This window comes from Pseudomonas sp. ABa2 (genome assembly GCF_056676075.1).
This window is the reverse complement of sequence record NZ_CM155239.1, coordinates 16,111-35,843: the sequence shown is the minus strand read 5'-3', so window position 1 is coordinate 35,843 and position 19,733 is coordinate 16,111. Positions and strand designations below refer to the sequence as shown.

The window sequence follows — 19,733 nt, the reverse complement described above, 5'->3', positions numbered from 1 at the left end:
CGCCGATGCGGCTGAGACGAAAGACAATCGACGCACACTATCAAAGCATCAAGATCAATTCCATAAATCAATAATTGCAACATCTGTCCAGCGCAGTGCCGATTCTCGGCCCGGCCGCACCGCGCGCCCGGGGTTGACGGGCTTGGCCCGGGCGCACGCGCCGTGCTATCACCGCGGCATCCGTAACCCCGGAGTCCCGCCCCATGAGCAAGAACCTGCTGATCACCGGTGCCAGCCGCGGCATCGGTCGCGCCACCGCGCTGCTGGCCGCCGCCCGCGGCTGGCGCGTCGGGGTCAACTACCACAGCGACCGCGCCGCCGCCGACGAGGTGGTGGCGCAGATCACCGCCAGTGGCGGCGAGGCCGTCGCGCTGCAGGCCGACGTGGCGGAAGAAAGCCAGGTGCTGCGCCTGTTCGAGGCGATGGACGCCTTCGGCCCGCTGCACGGCCTGGTGGTCAACGCCGGCATAGTCGCACCGCCCCTGCCGCTGCTGGAGATGAGCGGCGAACGCCTGCGCCGCATCTTCGCGGTCAACGTGCTGGGCAGCTACCTCACCGCCCGCGAGGGTGCCCGGCGCATGGCCCGCAGCCGTGGTGGCGAAGGCGGGTCGATGGTGCTGGTGTCGTCGGTGGCGGCCAGCCTCGGCGCGCCCTTCGAGTACGTCGACTACGCCGGCGCCAAGGGCGCGCTGGACGTGCTGACCCGCGGCCTGGCCAAGGAGCTGGGCGGCGAGGGCGTGCGGGTCAACGCCGTGCGCCCCGGGTTGATCGATACCGAGATCCACGCCAGCGGCGGCCAGCCGGACCGCGCCGAGCGCCTCGGCAAGAGCACCCCGCTGGGCCGCGCCGGGCGGGCCGAGGAAGTGGCCGAGGCGATCCTCTGGCTGCTCGACGACAAGGCCAGCTACACCACCGGCGCGCTGGTCGATATCGCCGGCGGGCGGTAGGGCCCAAGGTCGCGGCTGAAGCCCCTCCCACAGCCTACTGCGGGTGCCAGGCTCAGTCCCAGCGCGGCGCGAACCCCGGGTTGGCCACCCGCTCGCCGCGCTCCAGGCCGGCGATGGCGGCCATGTCCTCGGCGCTCAGGCGCAGCTCGGCCGCAGCCAGGTTGGCAGCCAGATTCTCGCGCCTGGTCGAGGAGGGGATCACCGCATAGCCCTGCTGCAGCGACCAGGCCAGCGCCACCTGCGCCGGGCTGGCGCCATGGGCGGCGGCGATGCGCTGGATCACCGGCTCGGCCAGCACCTTGCCGTAGGCCAGCGGCATATAGGCGGTCAGGTGAATGTCTTGCTGGCGGGTGAAGTCGACCAGCCTGCGATTCTGCAGCAGTGGGTGAATCTCCACCTGGTGGGTGGCGATCTCGTCCGCCCCCACCGCATCGATGGCCTGGCGCAGATGGGCGATGGTGAAGTTGGATACGCCGATGGCCGCGGTCAGTCCCAGGCGCTTGGCCTGCAGCAGTTCGCCCAGGTACTGCGTCACGGGGATCTTGTCGCCCGGCGACGGCCAGTGGATCAGCGCCAGGTCGACCCGCTCCAGCCCCAGGCGCTGCAGGCTCTCCCGCAGGCTGGCGATCACCCGGCCGCTGCCGAGGTTCTCGGTCCAGATCTTGGTGGTGACGAACAGCTCGTCGCGCGCCACGCCGCTGGCGGCGATGGCCTGGCCGACCTCCGCTTCGTTGCCATAAATCTGCGCCGTGTCGATATGCCGATAGCCCAGTTCCAGCCCCGTGCGTACCGAATCGATGGCGACCTGGTCCTTGAGACGGAAGGTGCCGAGGCCGAAGGCAGGGATGAATTTCATGCGCAATCTCCTTGATTGACGGAATCAGTGACCGACCACCAGGCCGGAGCGGGCAGTGACCGCCCCACGCAGCGCCGGGTTGCGGCTGTCCAGACGACCGCTCCAGGCGGTCAGCGCCAGCGCGCCGAGCACCACCAGCGCGCCGATCCAGGCGGTGTGGATCAGGCCGAGCTGGGCGACGATATGCCCGCCGAGCCAGGCGCCGCCGGCGATGCCCAGGTTGAAGGCGGCGATATTCAGGCCCGAGGCCACATCCACCGCCTGCGGGCTGAAATGTTCGGCCTGCCGCACCACGTAAAGTTGCAGCCCCGGCACGTTGCCGAAGGCCACGGCGCCCCACAGCAACACGGTGCCCAGGGCCAGCCAGGGATTGCTGGCGGTGAGGCCGAGCAGCAGCAGAACACCGGCGAGCAGGGCAAAGATCAGCTTCAGCGCCGCAATCGGCCCGCGCTGGTCGGCCAGCTTGCCACCCCAGACGTTGCCCACGGCAACCGACACGCCATAGACCAGCAGCACCAGGCTCACCGCACCGGCGCTGAAACCGCTGAGCTCCTGCAGGATCGGCGCGAGAAAGGTAAAGGCGGTGAAGGTGCCGCCGTAGCCGAGGGCGGTCATGGCGTACACCAGCAGCAGGCGCGGCTGCTTGAGCACGGCCAGTTGGGTCAGCAGCGAGGCAGGCGGGGTATGAGCGATACCGCGAGGGATGTACAGCAGGCTGCCGACGAAGGCGATCACGCCGAGGGCGGACACCGCCAGGAAGGTCTCGCGCCAGCCGAAGTGCTGGCCGATAAAGGTACCCAGCGGCACGCCGGTGACCAGCGCCACGGTCAGCCCGGTGAACATGGTGGCAATGGCACTGGCGGCCTTTTCCTTGGACACCAGGCTGGTGGCGATGGTCGAGCCGATGGAAAAGAACACGCCGTGGGCCAGGCCGGTGACGATGCGCGCGACGATCAGCGACTCGTAGCCCGGCGCCTGCCAGGCCAGCAGGTTGCCGGCGCTGAACAGCAGCATCAGGCCGAGCAGCAGAGCCTTGCGCGGCAGCTTGCCGGTCAGCGCGGTAAGCAGCGGGGCGCCGACCGCCACGCCGAGGGCGTAGAGGCTGACCAGCAGGCCGGCGGAGGGCAGATCGACCCCCAGATCGGCGGCGATGGTGGGTAACAGGCCGACGATGACGAACTCGGTCGTGCCGATGGCGAAGGCGCTGAGGGCCAGCGCGAGCAGGGCAATGGGCATGGAATGGCTCCGCAATGAGGTTGATGGCGCGCAGTATCCGAGCCAGACTCATGCGGAAAAAGCCGATAACCCAGCAAAGACTTTTGCCTGAAGATCAACAATGAAAACCAGCCTGGAAGAAATGCTCGCCTTCGTCCGCGTGGTCGACAGCGGTTCGATCAGCGCCGCCGCCGCGCAGCTGGAACAGACCGCCTCCGGGGTGAGCCGCGCGCTGAGCCGGCTGGAGGAAAAGCTCGCCGTCACCCTGCTGCGCCGTACCACCCGCCGCCTGGAGCTGACCGAGGAGGGCGAGCTGTTCCTCGCCCAGGCGCGGCGCATCCTCGCCAGCGTCGAAGACGCCGAGGAGCAGATGGCGCTGCGCCGCCAGGCGCCGTCCGGACGGCTGCGGGTCAACACCGCCTCGCCCTTTATGCTGCACGTGATAGTCCCGCTGATCGGCGAGTTTCGCGCGCGTTACCCGCAGATCGAGCTGGAACTGCACAGCGACGACCGCATCATCGACCTGCTGGAGCGGCGCACCGACCTGGCCATCCGCATCGGTGCGCTACCCGATTCCAGCCTGCACGCCCGGCCGCTGTGCCACAGCTGGCGACGGGTGCTGGCCAGCCCCGGGTATCTCGCGCGCCACGGCACGCCGGACAGCGTCGAGGCGCTGAGCGGGCACAGCCTGATCGGCTTCACCGAGCCGGACGGGCTCAACGACTGGCCGCTGCGCCACGCCCAGGGCGAGCGCTGGCGCATCACCCCGAGCATCCGCGCCTCCAGCGGCGACACGCTGCGCGAACTGGCGCTGGCCGGCGAGGGCCTGGTGTGCCTGTCGGACTTTATGACCGACGCCGATCGGGCCAGGGGCGATCTGGTCGAGGTGCTGGCCGAGCAGCGGGTCGAGGTGCGCCAGCCGATCAATGCGGTGTACTACCGCAACACCGCGCTGGCCTCGCGCATCACCTGCTTCCTGGATTTCCTCAGCGAGCGGCTGGGCAGCCACGGCTAGCTGCCGCCGGTGATGAATGGCCGGGGTGCGCGGCGCAACCTACCCGGCGCGCGGCGTCAGCCGCAGGTAAGGGACGCCGGATCGACCTATCCAGAGGTCAACGAAAAAGGGCGACTCATCGAGTCGCCCTTCCTTCACTGCCCGGCCTGCAGGTTCCACTCCGCCAGCTTCTGCCGCTTGTAGCTCAGCGCCGCGGCCGGCACCGGGGTGACCTTGCCGGTTTCCATCCAGCGCTTGAGGCGGTTGGCGTCGGCCATATGGGTGTACTTGCCGAAGGCGCCGAGCACGACGAAGGCCACCGGGCGATGGTTGATCGAGGTGAGCATCACCAGGCAGCGGCCGGCGGCGTTGGTGAAGCCGGTCTTGCTCAGGTCGATGTCCCAGTCGGCCTTGCGCACCAGCGCGTTGGTGTTGCGAAAGCCCAGGCTGTAGGCGGGCTTGCGGAAGCTCACGGTGGCCTCGGAGTCGGTGCTGAACTGGCCGATCAGCGGGTACTGCTGCGCCGCCTTGAGCATCAGCGCCAGGTCGCGGGCGGTGGCGACGTTCTGCTCGGACATGCCGGTGGGTTCGACGAAGCGGCTGCTGTGCATGCCCAGCGCCTTGGCCTTGGCGTTCATCGCCGCGACGAAGGCCGCGTGGCCGCCCGGATAGTGGTGGGCGAGGCTGGCGGCGGCACGGTTTTCCGAGGACATCAGGGCCAGGTGCAACATGTCGCGGCGGCTGACCTCGCTGCCGATGCGCACCCGCGAGTAGACGCCCTGCATTTCCTTGGTGTCGCGGATGGTGATGGGCAGCACCTGGTCCAGCGGCAGCTTGGCGTCGAGCACCACCATGGCGGTCATCAGCTTGGTCACCGAAGCCACCGGCAGACGCAGGTCGGGGTTGCTGGCATAGAGTTCCTGGCCGGTCTTCAGGTCGACCAGCAGCGCGCTGCCGGCGGCCAGTTCCTGCTGGGGCTTGGCCGGGGCGGCCTCAAGGTTCGAAACTGCAAGGCCGCCGCACAGCAGCAGGGCCAAAATCGAATGACGGAGTTTCACGGTTCACTTCACCGGTTGAGTAGAGGGGCCAGAGGACGAACCCTCGGGCGGCGCCCAGTATAGGGACTCGCCGCACGCTCTTGCAGTATGGCTCGCTCAGAGGCTTTGTGCCGGCAACTCCAGCTCGGCCTGCAGCCAGTCGACGAAACGCGCGGTCAGGCGCTGACGGCGTTTGCGCTCGGGCAGCACCAGGTAGTAGCCCAGCGCCGACTGCGCCTCGGCCTCGCCCAGGCGACAGAGCAGGCCCTGGGTCAGCAGCTCGTCGACCAGGTGGCGCCAGCCGATGGCCACGCCCTGGCCGGCGATGGCCGCCTGGATCAGCAATGTGTAGTTGTCGAAGCGCAGCGCCCCGGGGGTCGGCACGGCGGCTATGCCCAGGGCGCGGAACAGGCCGTCCCAGTCGAACCAGCGCGAGCGGTGCTCGGGGCGCAGGTGCAGCAGCGGCAGTTCGGCCAGCACCGACGCCGGCAGCGGCGGCTGGCGCGCGCCGAGCAGGCGCGGGCTGCACACCGGGAACACCTCCTCGCGAAACAGCAGGTGCGCCTCGCCGTGCTTGAAGCGGCCGTCGCCGAAACGAATGGCCACGTCGATATCGCTGGGCACGCTGGCCGGGTCGCGCTCACTGGTGATCAGGCTGACGTCCACTTCCGGGTACAGGCGGTTGAAGCGCTGCAGCCGCGGCATCAGCCAGTAGGCGGCGAAGGCGAAGTCGGTGGCCACCTGCAGCACCTCGTGCTGCTGCCGCGCGGTGACCGCGGCGAGGCCCGCGTCGAGGCTGGCCAGCCCCTCCTGGACGTGGCCGAGCAGCAGCTCGCCGGCCTCGGTGAGGACGATGCCGCGGTAGACCCGGTCGAACAGGCGCGTGGCCAGCTGCTGCTCGAGGCGCTTGATCTGCTGGCTGATGGCCGGCTGGCTGCTGCCCAGCTCGCTGGCGGCGGCGGTGAAGCTGAGCTGGCGCGCCGCCGACTCGAACACCCGCAGCGCCTCCAGGGCCACGCCGTCGAGTGTTTTATGCATAAGCTGAGGTTATCCGAGTCATGTCTTTGAGGCGGGTTTACCCCGTCGCCGTTCTAGCGGAATCATGAAGCCCGCACTGTCGCATAAACCCACAGTATGGAATAGCCGCCGCCATGAGCCGCCCCAATATCCTCTTCATCATGGCCGACCAGATGGCCGCGCCGATCCTGCCGCTGCACGATGCCGCCTCGCCGGTGCAGATGCCCTATCTGATGAAGCTGGCCGAACGCGCCGTGGTGTTCGACTCGGCCTACTGCAACAGCCCGCTGTGCGCGCCGTCGCGCTTCAGCCTGGTCAGCGGCCGGCTGCCGTCGCGGATCGGCGCCTATGACAACGCCGCCGACTTTCCCGCCGACGTGCCGACCTACGCCCACTACCTGCGCCGCCTCGGCTACCGCACCGCGCTGTCGGGCAAGATGCACTTCTGCGGCCCCGACCAGCTGCACGGCTACGAGGAACGCCTGACCAGCGATATCTACCCGGCCGACTACGGCTGGGCGGTGAACTGGGACGAGCCGGAGGTGCGCGCCAGCTGGTACCACAACATGTCCTCGGTGCTGCAGGCCGGCCCCTGCGTGCGCAGCAACCAGCTGGATTTCGACGAGGAGGTGGTGTTCAAGGCCCGCCAGTACCTCTACGACCACGTGCGCCTGACGCCGCAGCAGCCGTTCTGCCTGACCGTGTCGATGACCCACCCGCACGACCCCTATACCATCCCGCGTGAATACTGGGAGCGCTACGAAGGCGTGGAGATTCCCCTGCCGCGCCAGCACCTCGAGCAGGCCGAGCAGGACCCGCACTCGCAGCGCCTGCTCAAGGTCATCGACCTGTGGGACCAGCCGCTGCCCGAAACCAAGATTCGCGATGCCCGCCGCGCCTACTTCGGCGCCTGCAGCTATATCGACGACAACATCGGCAAGCTGCTGAAGACCCTGGAAGAATGCGGCCTGGCCGAGGACACCATCGTGGTGTTCTCCGGCGACCACGGCGACATGCTCGGCGAGCGCGGCCTCTGGTACAAGATGCACTGGTTCGAGATGGCCGCCCGCGTGCCGCTGCTGGTGCATGCGCCGCAACGCTTCGCCGCGCGCCGGGTCGGCCAGTCGGTCTCCACCCTCGACCTGCTACCGACCCTGGTGGAACTGGCCGGCGGCCGGGTCGAAGAGGGCCTGGCGCTGGAGGGCCGCTCGCTGCTGGCGCATCTGGAAGGTCGCCAGGGCCATGATGAAGTCATCGGCGAATACATGGCCGAAGGCACTATCAGCCCGCTGATGATGATCCGTCGCGGGCCGTGGAAATTCGTCTACTCGGAGCAGGATCCGCTGCTGCTGTTCGACCTGGCCCGCGATCCGCAGGAACGCGAAAACCTGGCCGGCTCGGCGGATCACCAGGGCGTGCTGGCCGAGTTCCTCGCCGAGGCGCGGGCGCGCTGGGATATCCCGGCGATCCACGCCGCCACCCTGGCCAGCCAGCGCCGTCGGCGCCTGGTGGCCGAGGCGCTGAGCCAGGGCAAGCTGACCAGCTGGGACCACCAGCCCTGGGTCGACGCCAGCCAGCAGTACATGCGCAACCATATCGATCTCGACGACCTCGAGCGCCGCGCCCGTTATCCCCAGGTTTGAAGCACTGCCGCCCCTAACCAGAAGAAGGAGAAACGTGATGAACCGAATCAGCGTGCTGCTACTGACCGGACTGCTGAGCAGCGCCGGCAATGCCTGGGCCGAGGACGCCAGCTGCGCCAAGGTCAAGCTGGGCGATCCGGGCTGGAGCGATATCGCCGTGACCAACGGCATCGCCAGCTTCCTCCTCGAGGGCCTCGGCTATCAGACGCAGAGCCAGACCCTGGCGGTGCCGATCATCTACGCCGGGCTGCAGAAGGGCCAGATCGATGTGTTTCTCGGCAACTGGATGCCGGCGCAGCAGAGCAACTACGACAAGTTCGTCGCCAGCGGCGAGGTGGACCAGCTGGCGCAGAACCTCGACGGCACCGAGTACACCCTGGCCGTGCCGACCTACGCCTATGAGGCCGGGGTGAAGACCTTCGCCGACCTCGACAAGCATGCCGACAAGTTCGACAGGAAGCTCTACGGCATCGCCTCCGGCTCGCCGGCCAACGAGTCGATCAGGCAGATGATCGCCGCCGACGAGTTCGGCCTGGGCGACTGGACGCTGGTGGAGTCCAGCGAACAGGCGATGCTGGTGCAGGTCGGCCGCGCGGTGAAACGCGAGCAGTTCGTGGTGTTCCTCGGCTGGACGCCGCACCCGATGAACGTGCAGTACGACATGAAATACCTGCGCGGCGGCGAGAAGTATTTCGGCGCCAGCGGCCAGGTCAACACCCTGGCGCGCAAGGGCTATGCCCAGCAATGCCCCAATGCCGGCAAGCTGCTGAGCAACCTCAAATTCACCCAGGAGATGGAGAACAGCATCATGGATCGGGTGCTCAGCAAGCAGGCCAGCAACGACGCCGCGATCAAGGACTGGCTGCAGGCCAACCCGCAGGTGCTCGATGCCTGGCTGGACGGCGTCACCACCCGCGACGGCGGCGACGGCCTGGCCGCGGTCAAGGCGCGGCTTTGAAATAGCCGGGGCAATTGCGTAGGGTGGGGCCAGCCTGCCCACCCTGCCGAGCCTGATCTCGATGCCGCTACCCGACCTCCAGACCCTGCTGCCCTTCCTGCGCTGGCTGCCCGGCATCAGCCGCAAGACCCTCGGCAACGATCTGCTGGTGGGCCTGAGCGGCGCCGTGCTGGCCCTGCCGCAGTCGCTGGCCTATGCGCTGATCGCCGGGCTGCCGGCCGAATATGGCCTGTACGCGGCCATAGTGCCGGTGATCATCGCCTGCCTGTGGGGCTCGTCCTGGCACCTGATCTGCGGGCCGACCGCGGCCATCTCCATCGTCCTGTTCACCAGCGTCAGCCCCATGGCCGCGGTGGGCAGCGAGCGGTTCATCGCCCTGGTGCTGCTGCTGACCTTTCTCGCCGGGCTGTTCCAGTGGCTGCTCGGCCTGCTGCGCTTCGGCGCCTTGGTCAACTTCGTCTCGCAGTCGGTGGTGCTCGGCTTCACCCTCGGCGCGGCGCTGGTGATCGCCATCGGCCAGTTGCCCAACCTGCTCGGCGTGGAAGTGGCCAGCCAGGCCACCGCCCTGGCCAGCCTGCTGCAGATCGGCCAGCACCTGGGCGACGCGCACTGGCCGAGCCTGGCCGTGGCGGCCGGCACGTTGCTGTTCAGCCTGGGCATACGCCGGCTGTGGCCGAAGGCGCCGGCGCTGCTGCTCGGCCTGGTCGCCGGCAGCGTGCTGGTGTGGCTGCTGCCGCCGCGGCTGGTCGGCGAGATCGCCCTGGTCAGCGCCTTCGAGGGCGGCCTGCCGCCCTTCACGCCGCTGCAGTTCGACCTCAACAGCCTGCTACAGCTGCTGCCGGCGGCGGTGGCCTGCGGCATGCTCGGCCTGGTCACCAGCCTGTCCATCGCCCGCGCCCTGGCGGTGAAATCCCAGCAGTTCCTCGACGCCAACCAGGAGGTGCGCGCCCAGGGCCTGTCGAACATGCTCGGGCCCTGGTTCGCCGGCTCGCTGTCGGCCGGCTCCTTCACCCGCTCGGCGCTGAACCTGCAGGCCGGCGCGCGCACGCCACTGGCCGGGGTGTTCTCGGCGCTGCTGGTGGCGCTGTTCGCCCTGTTCGGCGCCGCGCTGCTGGCGCATATCCCGCTGCCGGTGATGGCCGCCGGCATCCTGCTGATCTGCTGGGGCCTGGTCGACCTGGCGGCGATTCGCGCGCTGCGCCGGGTCAGCCGCGCCGAGTTCGCGGTGATGCTGCTGACCCTGGCGGCGACCCTGCTGCTGGAGCTGCAGACGGCGATCTACGCCGGGGTGCTGGTCTCGCTGTTCTTCTACCTCAAGCGCACCTCGCAGCCGCGCGTGCGCCTGTGGCACGACGGCGACGACGAGGTGCTGCGCATCGACGGCTCGATCTTCTTCGGCGCCTGCCACTACCTCCAGCAGCTGCTGCAACGCAGTCGCGGCCAACGCCTGGTGATCGACGCCCGGCATATCAACTTCATCGACTACGCCGGGGTGGAGATGCTGCACCAGGAGGCGCGCCGCCTGCAGGCCCTGCAACGCAGCCTGGTGCTGCGCCAGGCGCGGCCGCAGGTGGTGGAGGAGATCCTCAAGCTGGAAGGCGCCGAACGCTGTCCGGTGCAGTTCGAAGAGTGACCGCGCTCCGTAGCTTGGGTTGAGGCGCCCGCGACGAAGCCCAACAGGGGTGTATGAGCGGCGGATTGGCGGGGTGGCGGGAGGTCAGTCGGGCGGAGCTCGGCGTGCTCCCTGTTGGGCTTCGCTGCGCTCAGCGCCAACCTACGCGCCAACCAACGCGCTGGCCGATGCAGCAACGCAAAGCCCGATCAGCGCGCTACCGATGCGCCAACCGGCGGCGCAAGCCGCGGGCGACGGCTCAGTCTTGCTCGGCGTCGAGCACGCTCAGATCCAGCGGGCGAGACTGACCCAGCCACAGCGCCCAGTCGCGGTGGTCGCGCAGCTCATCGCCGGTGATCGGATGCACCAGCACGTTGAGCCCGCCGCGATGCTGCAGCAGCCAGGGCAGCAGTTCGCCGAACAGCTCGGGGCGAAAGGCCAGCTGGCAGCTCCAGTCCGGGTGCGGGCCGACCGGGCGCTCATGCAGCCGGCCCATCTTCAGCGGGAAACGCCGCGCGGCCTCCTCGCATAGCGCGCGGGCCTGCTCCAGGCTGGCGGCGTCGAAGTAGACATGGGCGTGGTAGCCCTTGATCCGCGGCAGCGCGTCGTCGTTCATCACGGCCTCCGAGGGCTTCAGCCCGCCAGCTGGCGGCGCAGTTCGGCCAGCACCGGCGCGGTGTCCGGGCGCACGCCGCGCCACAGTTCGAAGGCTTCGGCGGCCTGCTCGACCAGCATGCCCAGGCCGTCCAGGCAGCGCGCCGCGCCCTGATCAAAGGCCCAGCGGTTGAAGGCGGTGGGTTCCTTGGCGTACATCATGTCGTAGCAGACGGTGTGCCCCGCCTGGATCAGGCTCGGCGCGATCGGCGGCAGCTCGCCGCCGAGGCTGGCCGAGGTGCCGTTGACGATCAGGTCCACCGGCGCGTCGAGCCAGTCGAAGCCGGCAGCGACCAGCGGGCCGAGATCGGCGAACTCGCGCACCAGCTGCTCGGCCTTGCTCACCGTGCGGTTGGCGATCACCAGCACCGCCGGGCGCTGCACCAGGAAGGGCTCGAGCACGCCACGCACGGCGCCGCCGGCACCGAGCACGAGGATGCGCTTGCCGGTCAGGCTGAAACCGGCGTTGTCCTGCAGGTCGCGGGTCAGCCCGGCGCCGTCGGTGTTGTCGCCGAGCAGGCGGCCGTCTTCCAGCTTCTTCAGGGTGTTCACCGCACCGGCACGGCGGGCGCGTTCGCTCAGCTGGTCGGCGAGGCGGAAGGCCTCTTCCTTGAACGGCACGGTGACGTTGCCGCCCAGGCCCTCGGCGAAGAAGGCGCGGGCGCAGCCGGCGAAGTCGTCCAGCGGCGCCAGCAGCGCCTCGTAGCTGAGCTGCTGGCCGGTCTGCTCGGCGAACAGGCGGTGGATCAGCGGCGACTTGCTGTGGCCGATGGGGTTGCCGAAGACGCAGTAGCGGTCCATGAGAAATCCTGTTTGTGTAGGCGCCAGTCCGTAGCCCGGATGAAATCCGGGGGCGGTCGGTACATTGCCCCGGATTACATCCGGGCTACGCGTTCACGACAGCGTCGAGAGCCAATCGCGATCGGTCAGAAAATACTCGGTCAGGCGCGCTTCCTCGCTACCCGGCTCGGGCTTCCAGTCGTAGCCCCAACGTACCATCGGCGGCAACGACATGAGGATCGACTCGGTGCGCCCGCCGGACTGCAGGCCGAACAGGGTGCCGCGGTCGAACACCAGGTTGAACTCGACGTAGCGGCCACGGCGGAAGGCCTGGAACTCGCGCTCGCGCTCGCCGAAGGGGGTCAGCTTGCGGCGTTGGACGATGGGCAGGTAGGCCGCCAGGTAGGCATCGCCGATGGCGCGCATAAAGGCGAAGCTGGTGTCGAAGTCCCACTGGTTGAGATCGTCGAAGAACAGCCCGCCGATGCCGCGCGGCTCGCCGCGGTGCTTGAGGTGGAAGTAGCGGTCGCACCAGGCCTTGAACCTGGGGTAGACCTCGGCGCCGAACGGTGCGCAGGCGTCATGGGCCACCTGGTGCCAGTGCACGCAGTCGTCTTCGTTGGCGTAGTAGGGGGTCAGGTCGAAGCCACCGCCGAACCACCAGACCGGCTCCTCGCCCTCCTTCTCCGCGCTGAAGAAGCGCACGTTGGCGTGGGAGGTGGGCACATGGGGGTTTTCCGGGTGGATCACCAGCGACACGCCGAGGGCCTGGAAACCGCGCCCGGCCAGCTCCGGACGATGGGCGCTGGCCGAGGGCGGCAGGCTGTCGCCGAACACGTGGGAGAAGTTGACCCCGCCCTTCTCGATCAGCGCACCGTTCTCGATCACCCGCGTGCGCCCGCCGCCGCCGGCCGGCCGCTGCCAGGCGTCCTCGGCGAACCGGGCCTGGCCGTCTTCGGCCTCGAGGGTGGCACAGATGCGGTCTTGCAGGTTGAGCAGGTAGGCCTTCACGGCCTCGGTACGGTCAGTCACGGCGGCACCTTGAGCGGGAGCGAATCGAAATCGGCGGGCAGCATAGCACTCACGGGCGCGCCTTCGCAGTTGACGGCGGTCGATCGGGGCGTTTGGATAGGCCCTTTCGCCGCCTCTCGGCGGCTCGATCAGAGAAGGAATCCGAAATGGCCAAGCGTATCCAGTTCAGCCAGCACGGCGGCAGCGAGGTGCTGGAGTACCGCGACTATCAGCCGGCCGCCCCCGGCCCGCGCGAAGTGCGGGTGGCCAACCGCGCCATCGGCCTGAATTTCATCGACACCTATTTCCGCAGCGGTCTCTATGCGCCGCCGGCGCTGCCCTCCGGCCTGGGCACCGAAGGTGCCGGGGTGGTCGAGGCGGTGGGCAGCGAGGTCAGCGGCTTCGCCGTCGGCGACCGCGTGGCCTACGCCACCGGCCCGCTCGGCGCCTACAGCGAGCTGCATGTGCTGCCGGCGGACAAGCTGGTCAAGCTACCGGACGGCATCGGCTTCGAGCAGGCCGCCGCGGTGATGCTCAAGGGCCTGACCGTGCAGTACCTGCTGCGTCAGACCTACCCGCTCAAGGGCGGAGAGACCATCCTGTTCCATGCCGCGGCCGGCGGCGTCGGCTCCTTCGCCTGTCAGTGGGCGCGGGCGTTGGGGGTCAGGCTGATCGGCACTGTGAGTTCGGCCGAGAAGGCGGCGCGGGCGAAAGAGCAGGGCGCCTGGGCGACCATCGACTACAGCCACGAGAATGTGGTGCAACGCGTGCTGGAACTGACCGACGGCGCCAAGTGCCCGGTGGTCTACGACGGCGTCGGCAAGGACACCTGGGAAACCTCGCTGGACTGCGTGGCACCGCGCGGCCTGCTGGTCAGCTTCGGCAATGCCTCAGGCGCGGTCAGCGGGGTCAACCTCGGCATCCTGGCGCAGAAGGGCTCGCTATACGTCACCCGGCCGACCCTGGCCGGCTACGCCGATACGCCGCAGCGCCTGCAGGCCATGGCCGACGAGCTGTTCGCCATGATCGAAAGCGGCCAGCTGCAGGTGGAGATCAGCAACCGCTATGCGCTGAAGGACGCCGCCGCCGCCCAGGACGCGCTAAGCGCCCGGCAGACCACCGGCTCGACCATTTTGCTGCCGTGAACCCTGAGCCCGGATGCAACCCGGGCTACGCAATCAGGACGGGCGAATCACGTCGCCCGTGCGCAGGTCGCGGATCAGGCTGGGATTCTTGCGCCCGCCCAGGGCGCCGCCGAGCACCTTGTCCAGCTGACGCGGGAAATACTGCTCGACGCGCAGACGCGAGCGCGCCGCCGGGCGCCCGGCCGGGTTGGCCGAGGTGGACACCAGCGGCCCGGTATGGCGGCACAGCGCGCGCACCAGCGGATGGTCGCTGACGCGCAGGGCGACGGTGTCGTGCTGGCCGCTGATCCATTCGGGCAGGCGCTCCTGGTGCGGCACCAGCCAGGTGTTGGGCCCCGGCCAGCTGCCGGCCAGGCGCTCCTGCCAGATCGCCGGCAGGTCCTGCAGGAGGAAGTCGAACTGCTCGATATCCTCGGCCACCAGGATCAGGCCCTTGTGCATCGGCCGCTCCTTGAGCGCCAGCAGGCGATCCACCGCCTCTTCGTTCCACGGATCGCAGCCCAGGCCCCAGACCGCCTCGGTGGGATAGGCGATCACACCACCCTCGCGCACCACGCGCGCCGCTTGCTGCACCTGCCAGTTGCCGGCCATCGACTGTCTCCCGCTGAATCAATGGCCGGCAGTCTATCCAAGTCGGCCAGGCGACTGTAGCCCGGATGCATCCGGGCTAAGGCTTGCGCGCCAGCCAGCGTCCCGCCTCGCTGCACACCCGTCCATCCAGCTCCAGTTCGGTCAGCGCCGCCAGCACCTCGCTCAGCGCCCAGCCACTGGCCTGCACCAGCGCCTCGCTGCTCTGCGGCGCGGCATGCAGCAACTCCAGCAGGGGATGCACGGCCCCTTCTGGGGCAGGGCTCGGCCCGGGCGCCTGCCAACCGCGCAGGGCCTCGAGAATATGCTCGATGCTTTCCACCAGCGTCGCGCCGTCGCGGATCAGCTGATGACAGCCGCGCGCCCCGGGATGGTGAATCGAACCGGGAATGGCATAGACCTCGCGCCCCTGTTCGGCGGCCAGGCGCGCGGTGATCAGCGAACCGCTGGACGGGCTGGCCTCGACCACCAGCACGCCCAGCGACAGACCGCTGATGATGCGGTTGCGCCGCGGGAAGTTGCTCGCCTGCGGCGGGCAGTCCAGCGGCAGCTCGGAGACCAGCGCGCCGCCCTGCTCTGCGATCTGCGCCGCCAGGCGCTGGTGCCGCGCCGGGTACAGGCACTGCAGGCCGGTGCCGAGTACCGCCACCGTCGCGCCGCCCGCATCCAGCGCGCCCTGGTGGGCGGCGCCGTCGATCCCCAGGGCCAGGCCGCTGGTGATGACGAAACCGCCGCCGGCCAGGCTGCGGGCGAAGGCATGGGCGGTATCCAGGCCCGGCTTCGACGCGCGCCGGCTGCCGACCATGGCGAGTTGCGGTCGTTCGAGAATGCCCGGATCGCCGACGACGAACAGCAGCGGCGGGGCGTCCGCCAGTTCGGCCAGCAGCGCCGGGTAGCGCGCATCGTCCCACATCAGCAGGTGCTGTCCGGGCTGCTCCAACCAGGCCAGCGCCGCCGCGGCGCGCTCGCGGATCTCGGCGCTGCGCCGCGGCTCGGCGCACGCGACCGGCAGCCCCAGGGCACGCCAGGCACTGGCCGGCGCACTGAGGGCGGCCGAGGCGCTGGCGAAGGCGCCGAGCAGTTTGCGAAAACGCCGCGGCCCCAGCTCCGGCAGGAGGTGCAGACGCAGACGGGCTTCGAGCTCGGCGGGAGATGGAGCGGAAGGTTGCGACATGGGGATCATCCTTGATCGGTCGCGCCGCCGCAGCGGCGGGTACAGAAAGCACAAGCCCCGCATTCGCGGGGCTTGTCGGTATTACGGGTTACGCACCTTGTCCATGATCGCCAGCGAGCGGGACGCCCCCAGCACCAGGCCATAGCTGAGCTTGTCGTAGGTGCGGAACACCATCAGCAGACCGGAGCGCTCGTCCGGAATCTTCACGCTCTCGCCGGTGATGCGGTCGCGCACGGTTTCGCCGGTCTTGTACACCGCCAGCACGTTGCCGATCTCCAGGCCGTCGCGCGCGCCCTTGTTCAGGGTGACCACGTCGAACTGGCCGATCTGGGTCACACCGCGCGGCACGTCGAGGATCAGGCCGTCGATCTCGCCGGCCGGTTCGCTGGGCATGAAGGTGGAGTTGATCGCGCGCTCTTCGGTGGGGAACAGGCGGTCGCCGAGGCGCACTTCCTGCGTCGAGCGGCTCAGCAGCATGGTGCCGATATCGCCTTCCTCGGCGACGATCTCGCCGGTGCCGATATCGTCGGCGTTGATGCCGAGGAATTCCTGGGTTTCCGGGTCGGTGTAGGTCTTGCCCTGGCGGAAGATGCCGTACACCGGCGCGCTTTCGTCGAAGCTGCCGCGGGCGTAGACGCGGTCACCGGCGCCGCTGACCACGCGCTCGGCGTTACCGGCCACCACGTAGGGGGCGCCGGCGAACTGCTCAGGGGTGTCGACGATGCGGTTGGACAGCAGGAAGCTGTTGATCGCTTCCAGCGGGATGGTCGGGATCGCCTCGGCCATCGGCGTGCTGCGCACCTGCGGCGACAGCTTGATGGTGCCGCGCGACTCGCCGCGGTTGAGCATCAGGCGCGGCTGGCCGTCGATATAGACGAGGTTGAGGGTATCACCGGGGTAGATCAGGTGCGGGTTGGCGACTTGCGGGTTGGCATGCCAGATTTCCGGCCACTTCCACGGTTGACTCAGGAACTTGCCGGAAATATCCCAGAGGGTATCGCCCTTGACCACGGTGTAGCGGTCCGGGTGACCGTCCTTGAGTTGCACTTCGGCCTGGACCAGGCCGGTCTGGGCCAAACCGCCGGCTGCCAGCAGCAGCAGGGCGAGTAGTGATTTCCTCATACGGTGAATCCCTTTATTATGTGTCTTCACGTGAAGCGCCCTAGCGCCGCGTCCAAACCCGCTGAATCCGCGGCGTGAAGCCGTTTTTCAATGCTGTTCATCATCTTAGCAGCGGATTTTGACTTTATTCCACAAGTGCATCACAAACGCATATGGCGATCCTGAATATCCTCGAATTTCCTGATCCACGCCTGCGTACCATCGCCAAACCGGTGGACGTCGTGGACGACTCCATCCGTCAATTGGTCGACGACATGTTCGAGACCATGTACGACGCGCCCGGTATCGGCCTGGCGGCGACCCAGGTCAACGTGCACAAACGCGTGGTGGTGATGGACCTGTCCGAGGACAAGTCCGAGCCGCGGGTATTCATCAATCCCGAGTTCGAGTCGCTGACCGAAGAAATGGATCAGTACCAGGAAGGCTGTCTGTCGGTGCCCGGCTTCTACGAGAACGTCGACCGCCCGCAGAAGGTCAGGATCAAGGCGCTGGACCGCGACGGCCAGCCCTACGAGCTGATCGCCGAAGGCCTGCTCGCCGTGTGCATCCAGCACGAATGCGATCACCTCAACGGCAAGCTGTTCGTCGACTACCTGTCCAGCCTGAAACGCGACCGGATCAAGAAAAAGCTGGAAAAACAGCACCGCCAGCGGGCTTGATCCACCAGATTCCTAAAGGCTTGCCGCGGCAAGCCTTTTTCTTTTAGCGAGCCCCCATGTCTGACTCCCTGCGCATCGTCTTCGCCGGCACCCCGGAATTCGCCGCCGAGCACCTCAAGGCCCTGCTGGCCAGCCAGCATGAAATCGTCGCCGTCTACACCCAGCCGGATCGCCCGGCCGGCCGCGGCCAGAAGCTTGCGCCCAGCCCGGTCAAGCAGCTCGCCGTGGAGCACGGCATCCCCGTCTACCAACCGGCCAGCCTGCGCAACGAAGAGGCCCAGGCCGAGCTGGCCGCGCTCAAGCCGGACCTGATGGTGGTGGTAGCCTACGGCCTGATCCTGCCGCAGGCGGTGCTCGACACCCCGCGCCTGGGCTGCATCAACAGCCACGCCTCCTTGCTGCCGCGCTGGCGCGGCGCCGCGCCGATCCAGCGCGCGGTACAGGCCGGCGACGGCGAGAGCGGCGTCACCGTGATGCAGATGGAAGCCGGCCTGGACACCGGGCCGATGCTGCTCAAGGTCAGCACGCCGATCAGTGCTGAGGATACCGGCGGCAGCCTGCACGACCGCCTTGCCCAGCTCGGTCCGCAGGCCGTGCTTGCCGCCATCGCCGGCCTGGCCGCCGGCACCCTGGTCGGCGAAGTGCAGGACGATGCCCAGGCCAACTACGCGCACAAGCTGAACAAGGACGAGGCGCGCCTCGACTTCAGTCGTCCGGCCGTGGAACTGGAGCGCCTGGTACGTGCCTTTCACCCCTGGCCGATCTGCCATACCACGCTGGCGGGCGATGCCCTGAAAGTCCACGCAGCGGAGATAGGCGAGGGCAGCGGTGCGCCCGGCAGCATCCTCGCCGCCGACAAGCGCGGCCTGACCGTGGCCTGCGGCGAGGGAGCGCTGCGCCTGACCCGTGTGCAGTTGCCCGGCGGCAAACCGCTGGCTTTCGCCGACCTCTACAACAGCCGCCGCGAGCAGTTCGCCGCCGGCCTGGTGCTCGGTCAATGAACCCACGCCTGGCCGCCGCCCGCGCCCTGACCGCCGTACTGTCCGGCAAGGCCTCGCTGGGCAGCAGCCTGCCGCCGCAACTGGACAAGGTCGAACACCACGACCGCGCCCTGGCCCAGGACCTGGCCTTCGGTGCCGCGCGCTGGCAGCCGCGTCTGCAGCTGCTGGCCGACAGGCTGCTGGACAAGCCCTTCAAGGCCGCCGACAAGGACGTGGAAGCCCTGCTGCTGATCGGCCTCTACCAGCTGCTGCACAGCCGCATCCCGGCGCACGCCGCCATCGGCGAAACGGTCGGCTGCGCCGGCGCGCTGAAAAAACCCTGGGCCAAGGGCCTGCTCAACGCCGTGCTGCGCCGCGCCCAGCGCGAGCACGAGGCGCTGTTCGCCGAACTGGAGCGCGACCCGGTGCTGCACACCGCCCACCCGCGCTGGCTGCAGAAGGCGCTCAAGGCGCACTGGCCCGAGCACTGGCAAGCCATCTGCGCCGCCAATAACGCCCACCCGCCGCTGATCCTGCGGGTCAATCGCCGCCACGGCAGCCGCGACGCCTATCTCGAAGAGCTGCGCAGTGCAGGCCTTGCAGCCGAACCCTGTACCTTCAGCCGCGACGGCGTGCGCCTGCTGCAGCCCTGCGACGTGACCACGCTGCCCGGCTTCAAGCAAGGCCGCGTCAGCGTGCAGGACGAGGCTGCGCAGCTGGCCGCCGAGCTGCTCGAGCTGGCCCCCGGCCAGCGGGTGCTGGACGCTTGCGCTGCGCCCGGCGGCAAGACCTGCCACCTGCTGGAGGTCGAGCCGGCCTTGCGCGAAGTGGTGGCCGTGGACCTGGAGGCCAAGCGCCTGGCGCGCGTGCGCGAAAACCTCGAACGCCTGCAGCTCGACGCCACCCTGATCGCCGCCGACGGCCGCGACACCGCCGCCTGGTGGGACGGCACGCCGTTCCAGCGCATCCTGCTCGATGCGCCCTGTTCGGCCACCGGGGTGATCCGCCGCCATCCGGATATCAAGCTGACCCGCCAGCCCGAGGACATCCCCGCCCTGGCCCAGCTGCAGGGTGAGCTGCTCGACGCCCTGTGGCCGACGCTGGCGCCGGGCGGCGTGCTGCTCTACGCCACCTGCTCGGTGCTGCCGACCGAGAACAGCGAGACCGTCGCCGCCTTCCTCGCCCGCACCCCGGATGCGCAGGAAGTGACCATCGCCGGCGACTTCGGCCTGCAATCGCCACAGGGTCGCCAGTTGCTGCCGCAGCTGGACGGCCACGACGGCTTCTACTATGCCAAGCTGATCAAGACTGCCGCGCCCGCGCGCGGCTAACGGAGCCCAT

At 68.8% G+C, this 19,733-nt stretch carries 19 protein-coding genes; 9 read left to right on the top strand and 10 right to left on the bottom strand.

The features are described from left to right. Positions 1-203 precede the first annotated feature (203 nt). Positions 204-947: an SDR family oxidoreductase gene (locus tag AC1G9C_RS00175; protein WP_480409129.1), complete on the top strand. Its 744-nt coding sequence runs from the start codon at positions 204-206 to the stop codon at positions 945-947. A 52-nt stretch (positions 948-999) separates the two neighbouring features. On the opposite strand, the gene dkgB is transcribed toward AC1G9C_RS00175, so the two are convergent. After that, positions 1,000-1,803 carry a 2,5-didehydrogluconate reductase DkgB gene (gene dkgB, locus AC1G9C_RS00170; protein ID WP_480409128.1) on the bottom strand — a complete coding sequence of 268 codons (804 nt, stop codon included), beginning with the start codon at positions 1,801-1,803 and terminating at the stop codon, positions 1,000-1,002. A 24-nt stretch (positions 1,804-1,827) separates the two neighbouring features. Next, positions 1,828-3,039, bottom strand: a complete 1,212-nt coding sequence (locus AC1G9C_RS00165) for an MFS transporter (RefSeq protein ID WP_480409127.1) — start codon at positions 3,037-3,039, stop codon at positions 1,828-1,830. A gap of 100 nt (positions 3,040-3,139) precedes the next feature. Here AC1G9C_RS00165 and AC1G9C_RS00160 point away from each other — a divergent pair, with 100 nt between their 5' ends. Beyond that, complete coding sequence (locus AC1G9C_RS00160) at positions 3,140-4,033, top strand: LysR substrate-binding domain-containing protein (RefSeq protein ID WP_480409126.1); 894 nt, start codon at positions 3,140-3,142, stop codon at positions 4,031-4,033. Between the two features lie 134 nt (positions 4,034-4,167). On the opposite strand, the gene pbpG is transcribed toward AC1G9C_RS00160, so the two are convergent. Then, positions 4,168-5,070, bottom strand: a complete 903-nt coding sequence (gene pbpG / locus AC1G9C_RS00155; protein WP_480409125.1) for a D-alanyl-D-alanine endopeptidase — start codon at positions 5,068-5,070, stop codon at positions 4,168-4,170. Between the two features lie 96 nt (positions 5,071-5,166). Further along, positions 5,167-6,087, bottom strand: coding sequence for a choline sulfate utilization transcriptional regulator (locus AC1G9C_RS00150; protein WP_457788421.1), 921 nt, complete (start codon positions 6,085-6,087; stop codon positions 5,167-5,169). Positions 6,088-6,200: 113 nt separating this feature from the next. Between AC1G9C_RS00150 and betC the strand changes: the two genes are divergently transcribed. The 3 genes from betC to AC1G9C_RS00135 all read left to right on the top strand — a co-directional run bounded on the left by betC (position 6,201) and on the right by AC1G9C_RS00135 (position 10,300). Then, positions 6,201-7,709, top strand: a complete 1,509-nt coding sequence (gene betC / locus AC1G9C_RS00145) for a choline-sulfatase (protein WP_457788422.1) — start codon at positions 6,201-6,203, stop codon at positions 7,707-7,709. A gap of 37 nt (positions 7,710-7,746) precedes the next feature. Next, positions 7,747-8,667 (top strand): choline ABC transporter substrate-binding protein, encoded by a 921-nt coding sequence (locus tag AC1G9C_RS00140; RefSeq protein WP_457788423.1) that lies wholly within the window; start codon positions 7,747-7,749, stop codon positions 8,665-8,667. Positions 8,668-8,728: 61 nt separating this feature from the next. Further along, positions 8,729-10,300 carry a SulP family inorganic anion transporter gene (locus AC1G9C_RS00135; protein ID WP_457788424.1) on the top strand — a complete coding sequence of 524 codons (1,572 nt, stop codon included), beginning with the start codon at positions 8,729-8,731 and terminating at the stop codon, positions 10,298-10,300. Positions 10,301-10,538: 238 nt separating this feature from the next. Here the strand turns inward: AC1G9C_RS00135 and AC1G9C_RS00130 are convergent, their stop codons facing one another. From AC1G9C_RS00130 to hemF, 3 genes are all read right to left on the bottom strand, one after another. Then, a complete protein-coding gene (locus AC1G9C_RS00130) occupies positions 10,539-10,895 on the bottom strand; it encodes a DOPA 4,5-dioxygenase family protein (protein ID WP_397498102.1) in 357 nt (118 codons plus the stop codon). 17 nt (positions 10,896-10,912) lie between these two features. Beyond that, positions 10,913-11,734, bottom strand: coding sequence for a shikimate dehydrogenase (gene aroE, locus AC1G9C_RS00125; protein ID WP_480409124.1), 822 nt, complete (start codon positions 11,732-11,734; stop codon positions 10,913-10,915). Positions 11,735-11,827: 93 nt separating this feature from the next. Then, a complete protein-coding gene (gene hemF, locus AC1G9C_RS00120; RefSeq protein ID WP_480409123.1) occupies positions 11,828-12,745 on the bottom strand; it encodes an oxygen-dependent coproporphyrinogen oxidase in 918 nt (305 codons plus the stop codon). A 146-nt stretch (positions 12,746-12,891) separates the two neighbouring features. Here hemF and AC1G9C_RS00115 point away from each other — a divergent pair, with 146 nt between their 5' ends. Next, the gene (locus AC1G9C_RS00115; protein WP_021446189.1) at positions 12,892-13,869 is read left to right on the top strand and encodes an NADPH:quinone reductase; all 978 of its coding nucleotides are present in this window, start codon (positions 12,892-12,894) and stop codon (positions 13,867-13,869) included. 33 nt (positions 13,870-13,902) lie between these two features. Here the strand turns inward: AC1G9C_RS00115 and tsaC are convergent, their stop codons facing one another. From tsaC to AC1G9C_RS00100, 3 genes are all read right to left on the bottom strand, one after another. Beyond that, entirely contained in the window at positions 13,903-14,460 is a 558-nt protein-coding gene (gene tsaC, locus AC1G9C_RS00110) for an L-threonylcarbamoyladenylate synthase type 1 TsaC (RefSeq protein WP_021446190.1), read from the bottom strand. 76 nt (positions 14,461-14,536) lie between these two features. Beyond that, positions 14,537-15,631, bottom strand: coding sequence for a DNA-processing protein DprA (dprA, locus tag AC1G9C_RS00105; protein WP_480409122.1), 1,095 nt, complete (start codon positions 15,629-15,631; stop codon positions 14,537-14,539). Between the two features lie 81 nt (positions 15,632-15,712). Further along, a complete protein-coding gene (locus tag AC1G9C_RS00100) occupies positions 15,713-16,753 on the bottom strand; it encodes a LysM peptidoglycan-binding domain-containing protein (RefSeq protein WP_397498108.1) in 1,041 nt (346 codons plus the stop codon). A gap of 152 nt (positions 16,754-16,905) precedes the next feature. Here AC1G9C_RS00100 and def point away from each other — a divergent pair, with 152 nt between their 5' ends. From def to rsmB, 3 genes are read left to right on the top strand one after another with little or no spacing between them, the layout of a single operon-like run. Then, entirely contained in the window at positions 16,906-17,412 is a 507-nt protein-coding gene (def, locus tag AC1G9C_RS00095) for a peptide deformylase (RefSeq protein ID WP_021444936.1), read from the top strand. A 56-nt stretch (positions 17,413-17,468) separates the two neighbouring features. Further along, a complete protein-coding gene (gene fmt / locus AC1G9C_RS00090) occupies positions 17,469-18,413 on the top strand; it encodes a methionyl-tRNA formyltransferase (RefSeq protein WP_480409121.1) in 945 nt (314 codons plus the stop codon). Then, positions 18,410-19,723, top strand: a complete 1,314-nt coding sequence (rsmB, locus tag AC1G9C_RS00085) for a 16S rRNA (cytosine(967)-C(5))-methyltransferase RsmB (protein WP_480409120.1) — start codon at positions 18,410-18,412, stop codon at positions 19,721-19,723. The genes fmt and rsmB overlap by 4 nt, the downstream gene beginning before the upstream one ends. Positions 19,724-19,733: the final 10 nt, after the last annotated feature.

Bases quoted from the DNA above. Each gene is read 5' to 3' on its own strand.
- AC1G9C_RS00100 (WP_397498108.1), bottom strand. From the start codon at position 16,753: ATGAGGAAATCACTACTCGCCCTGCTGCTGCTGGCAGCCGGCGGTTTG.
- AC1G9C_RS00140 (WP_457788423.1), top strand. From the start codon at position 7,747: ATGAACCGAATCAGCGTGCTGCTACTGACCGGACTGCTGAGCAGCGCC.
- AC1G9C_RS00175 (WP_480409129.1), top strand. From the start codon at position 204: ATGAGCAAGAACCTGCTGATCACCGGTGCCAGCCGCGGCATCGGTCGC.
- dkgB (WP_480409128.1), bottom strand. From the start codon at position 1,803: ATGAAATTCATCCCTGCCTTCGGCCTCGGCACCTTCCGTCTCAAGGAC.
- fmt (WP_480409121.1), top strand. From the start codon at position 17,469: ATGTCTGACTCCCTGCGCATCGTCTTCGCCGGCACCCCGGAATTCGCC.
- AC1G9C_RS00130 (WP_397498102.1), bottom strand. From the start codon at position 10,895: ATGAACGACGACGCGCTGCCGCGGATCAAGGGCTACCACGCCCATGTC.
- tsaC (WP_021446190.1), bottom strand. From the start codon at position 14,460: ATGGCCGGCAACTGGCAGGTGCAGCAAGCGGCGCGCGTGGTGCGCGAG.
- betC (WP_457788422.1), top strand. From the start codon at position 6,201: ATGAGCCGCCCCAATATCCTCTTCATCATGGCCGACCAGATGGCCGCG.
- rsmB (WP_480409120.1), top strand. From the start codon at position 18,410: ATGAACCCACGCCTGGCCGCCGCCCGCGCCCTGACCGCCGTACTGTCC.
- AC1G9C_RS00135 (WP_457788424.1), top strand. From the start codon at position 8,729: ATGCCGCTACCCGACCTCCAGACCCTGCTGCCCTTCCTGCGCTGGCTG.
- AC1G9C_RS00165 (WP_480409127.1), bottom strand. From the start codon at position 3,039: ATGCCCATTGCCCTGCTCGCGCTGGCCCTCAGCGCCTTCGCCATCGGC.
- def (WP_021444936.1), top strand. From the start codon at position 16,906: ATGGCGATCCTGAATATCCTCGAATTTCCTGATCCACGCCTGCGTACC.
- AC1G9C_RS00150 (WP_457788421.1), bottom strand. From the start codon at position 6,087: ATGCATAAAACACTCGACGGCGTGGCCCTGGAGGCGCTGCGGGTGTTC.
- aroE (WP_480409124.1), bottom strand. From the start codon at position 11,734: ATGGACCGCTACTGCGTCTTCGGCAACCCCATCGGCCACAGCAAGTCG.
- dprA (WP_480409122.1), bottom strand. From the start codon at position 15,631: ATGTCGCAACCTTCCGCTCCATCTCCCGCCGAGCTCGAAGCCCGTCTG.
- AC1G9C_RS00160 (WP_480409126.1), top strand. From the start codon at position 3,140: ATGAAAACCAGCCTGGAAGAAATGCTCGCCTTCGTCCGCGTGGTCGAC.
- AC1G9C_RS00115 (WP_021446189.1), top strand. From the start codon at position 12,892: ATGGCCAAGCGTATCCAGTTCAGCCAGCACGGCGGCAGCGAGGTGCTG.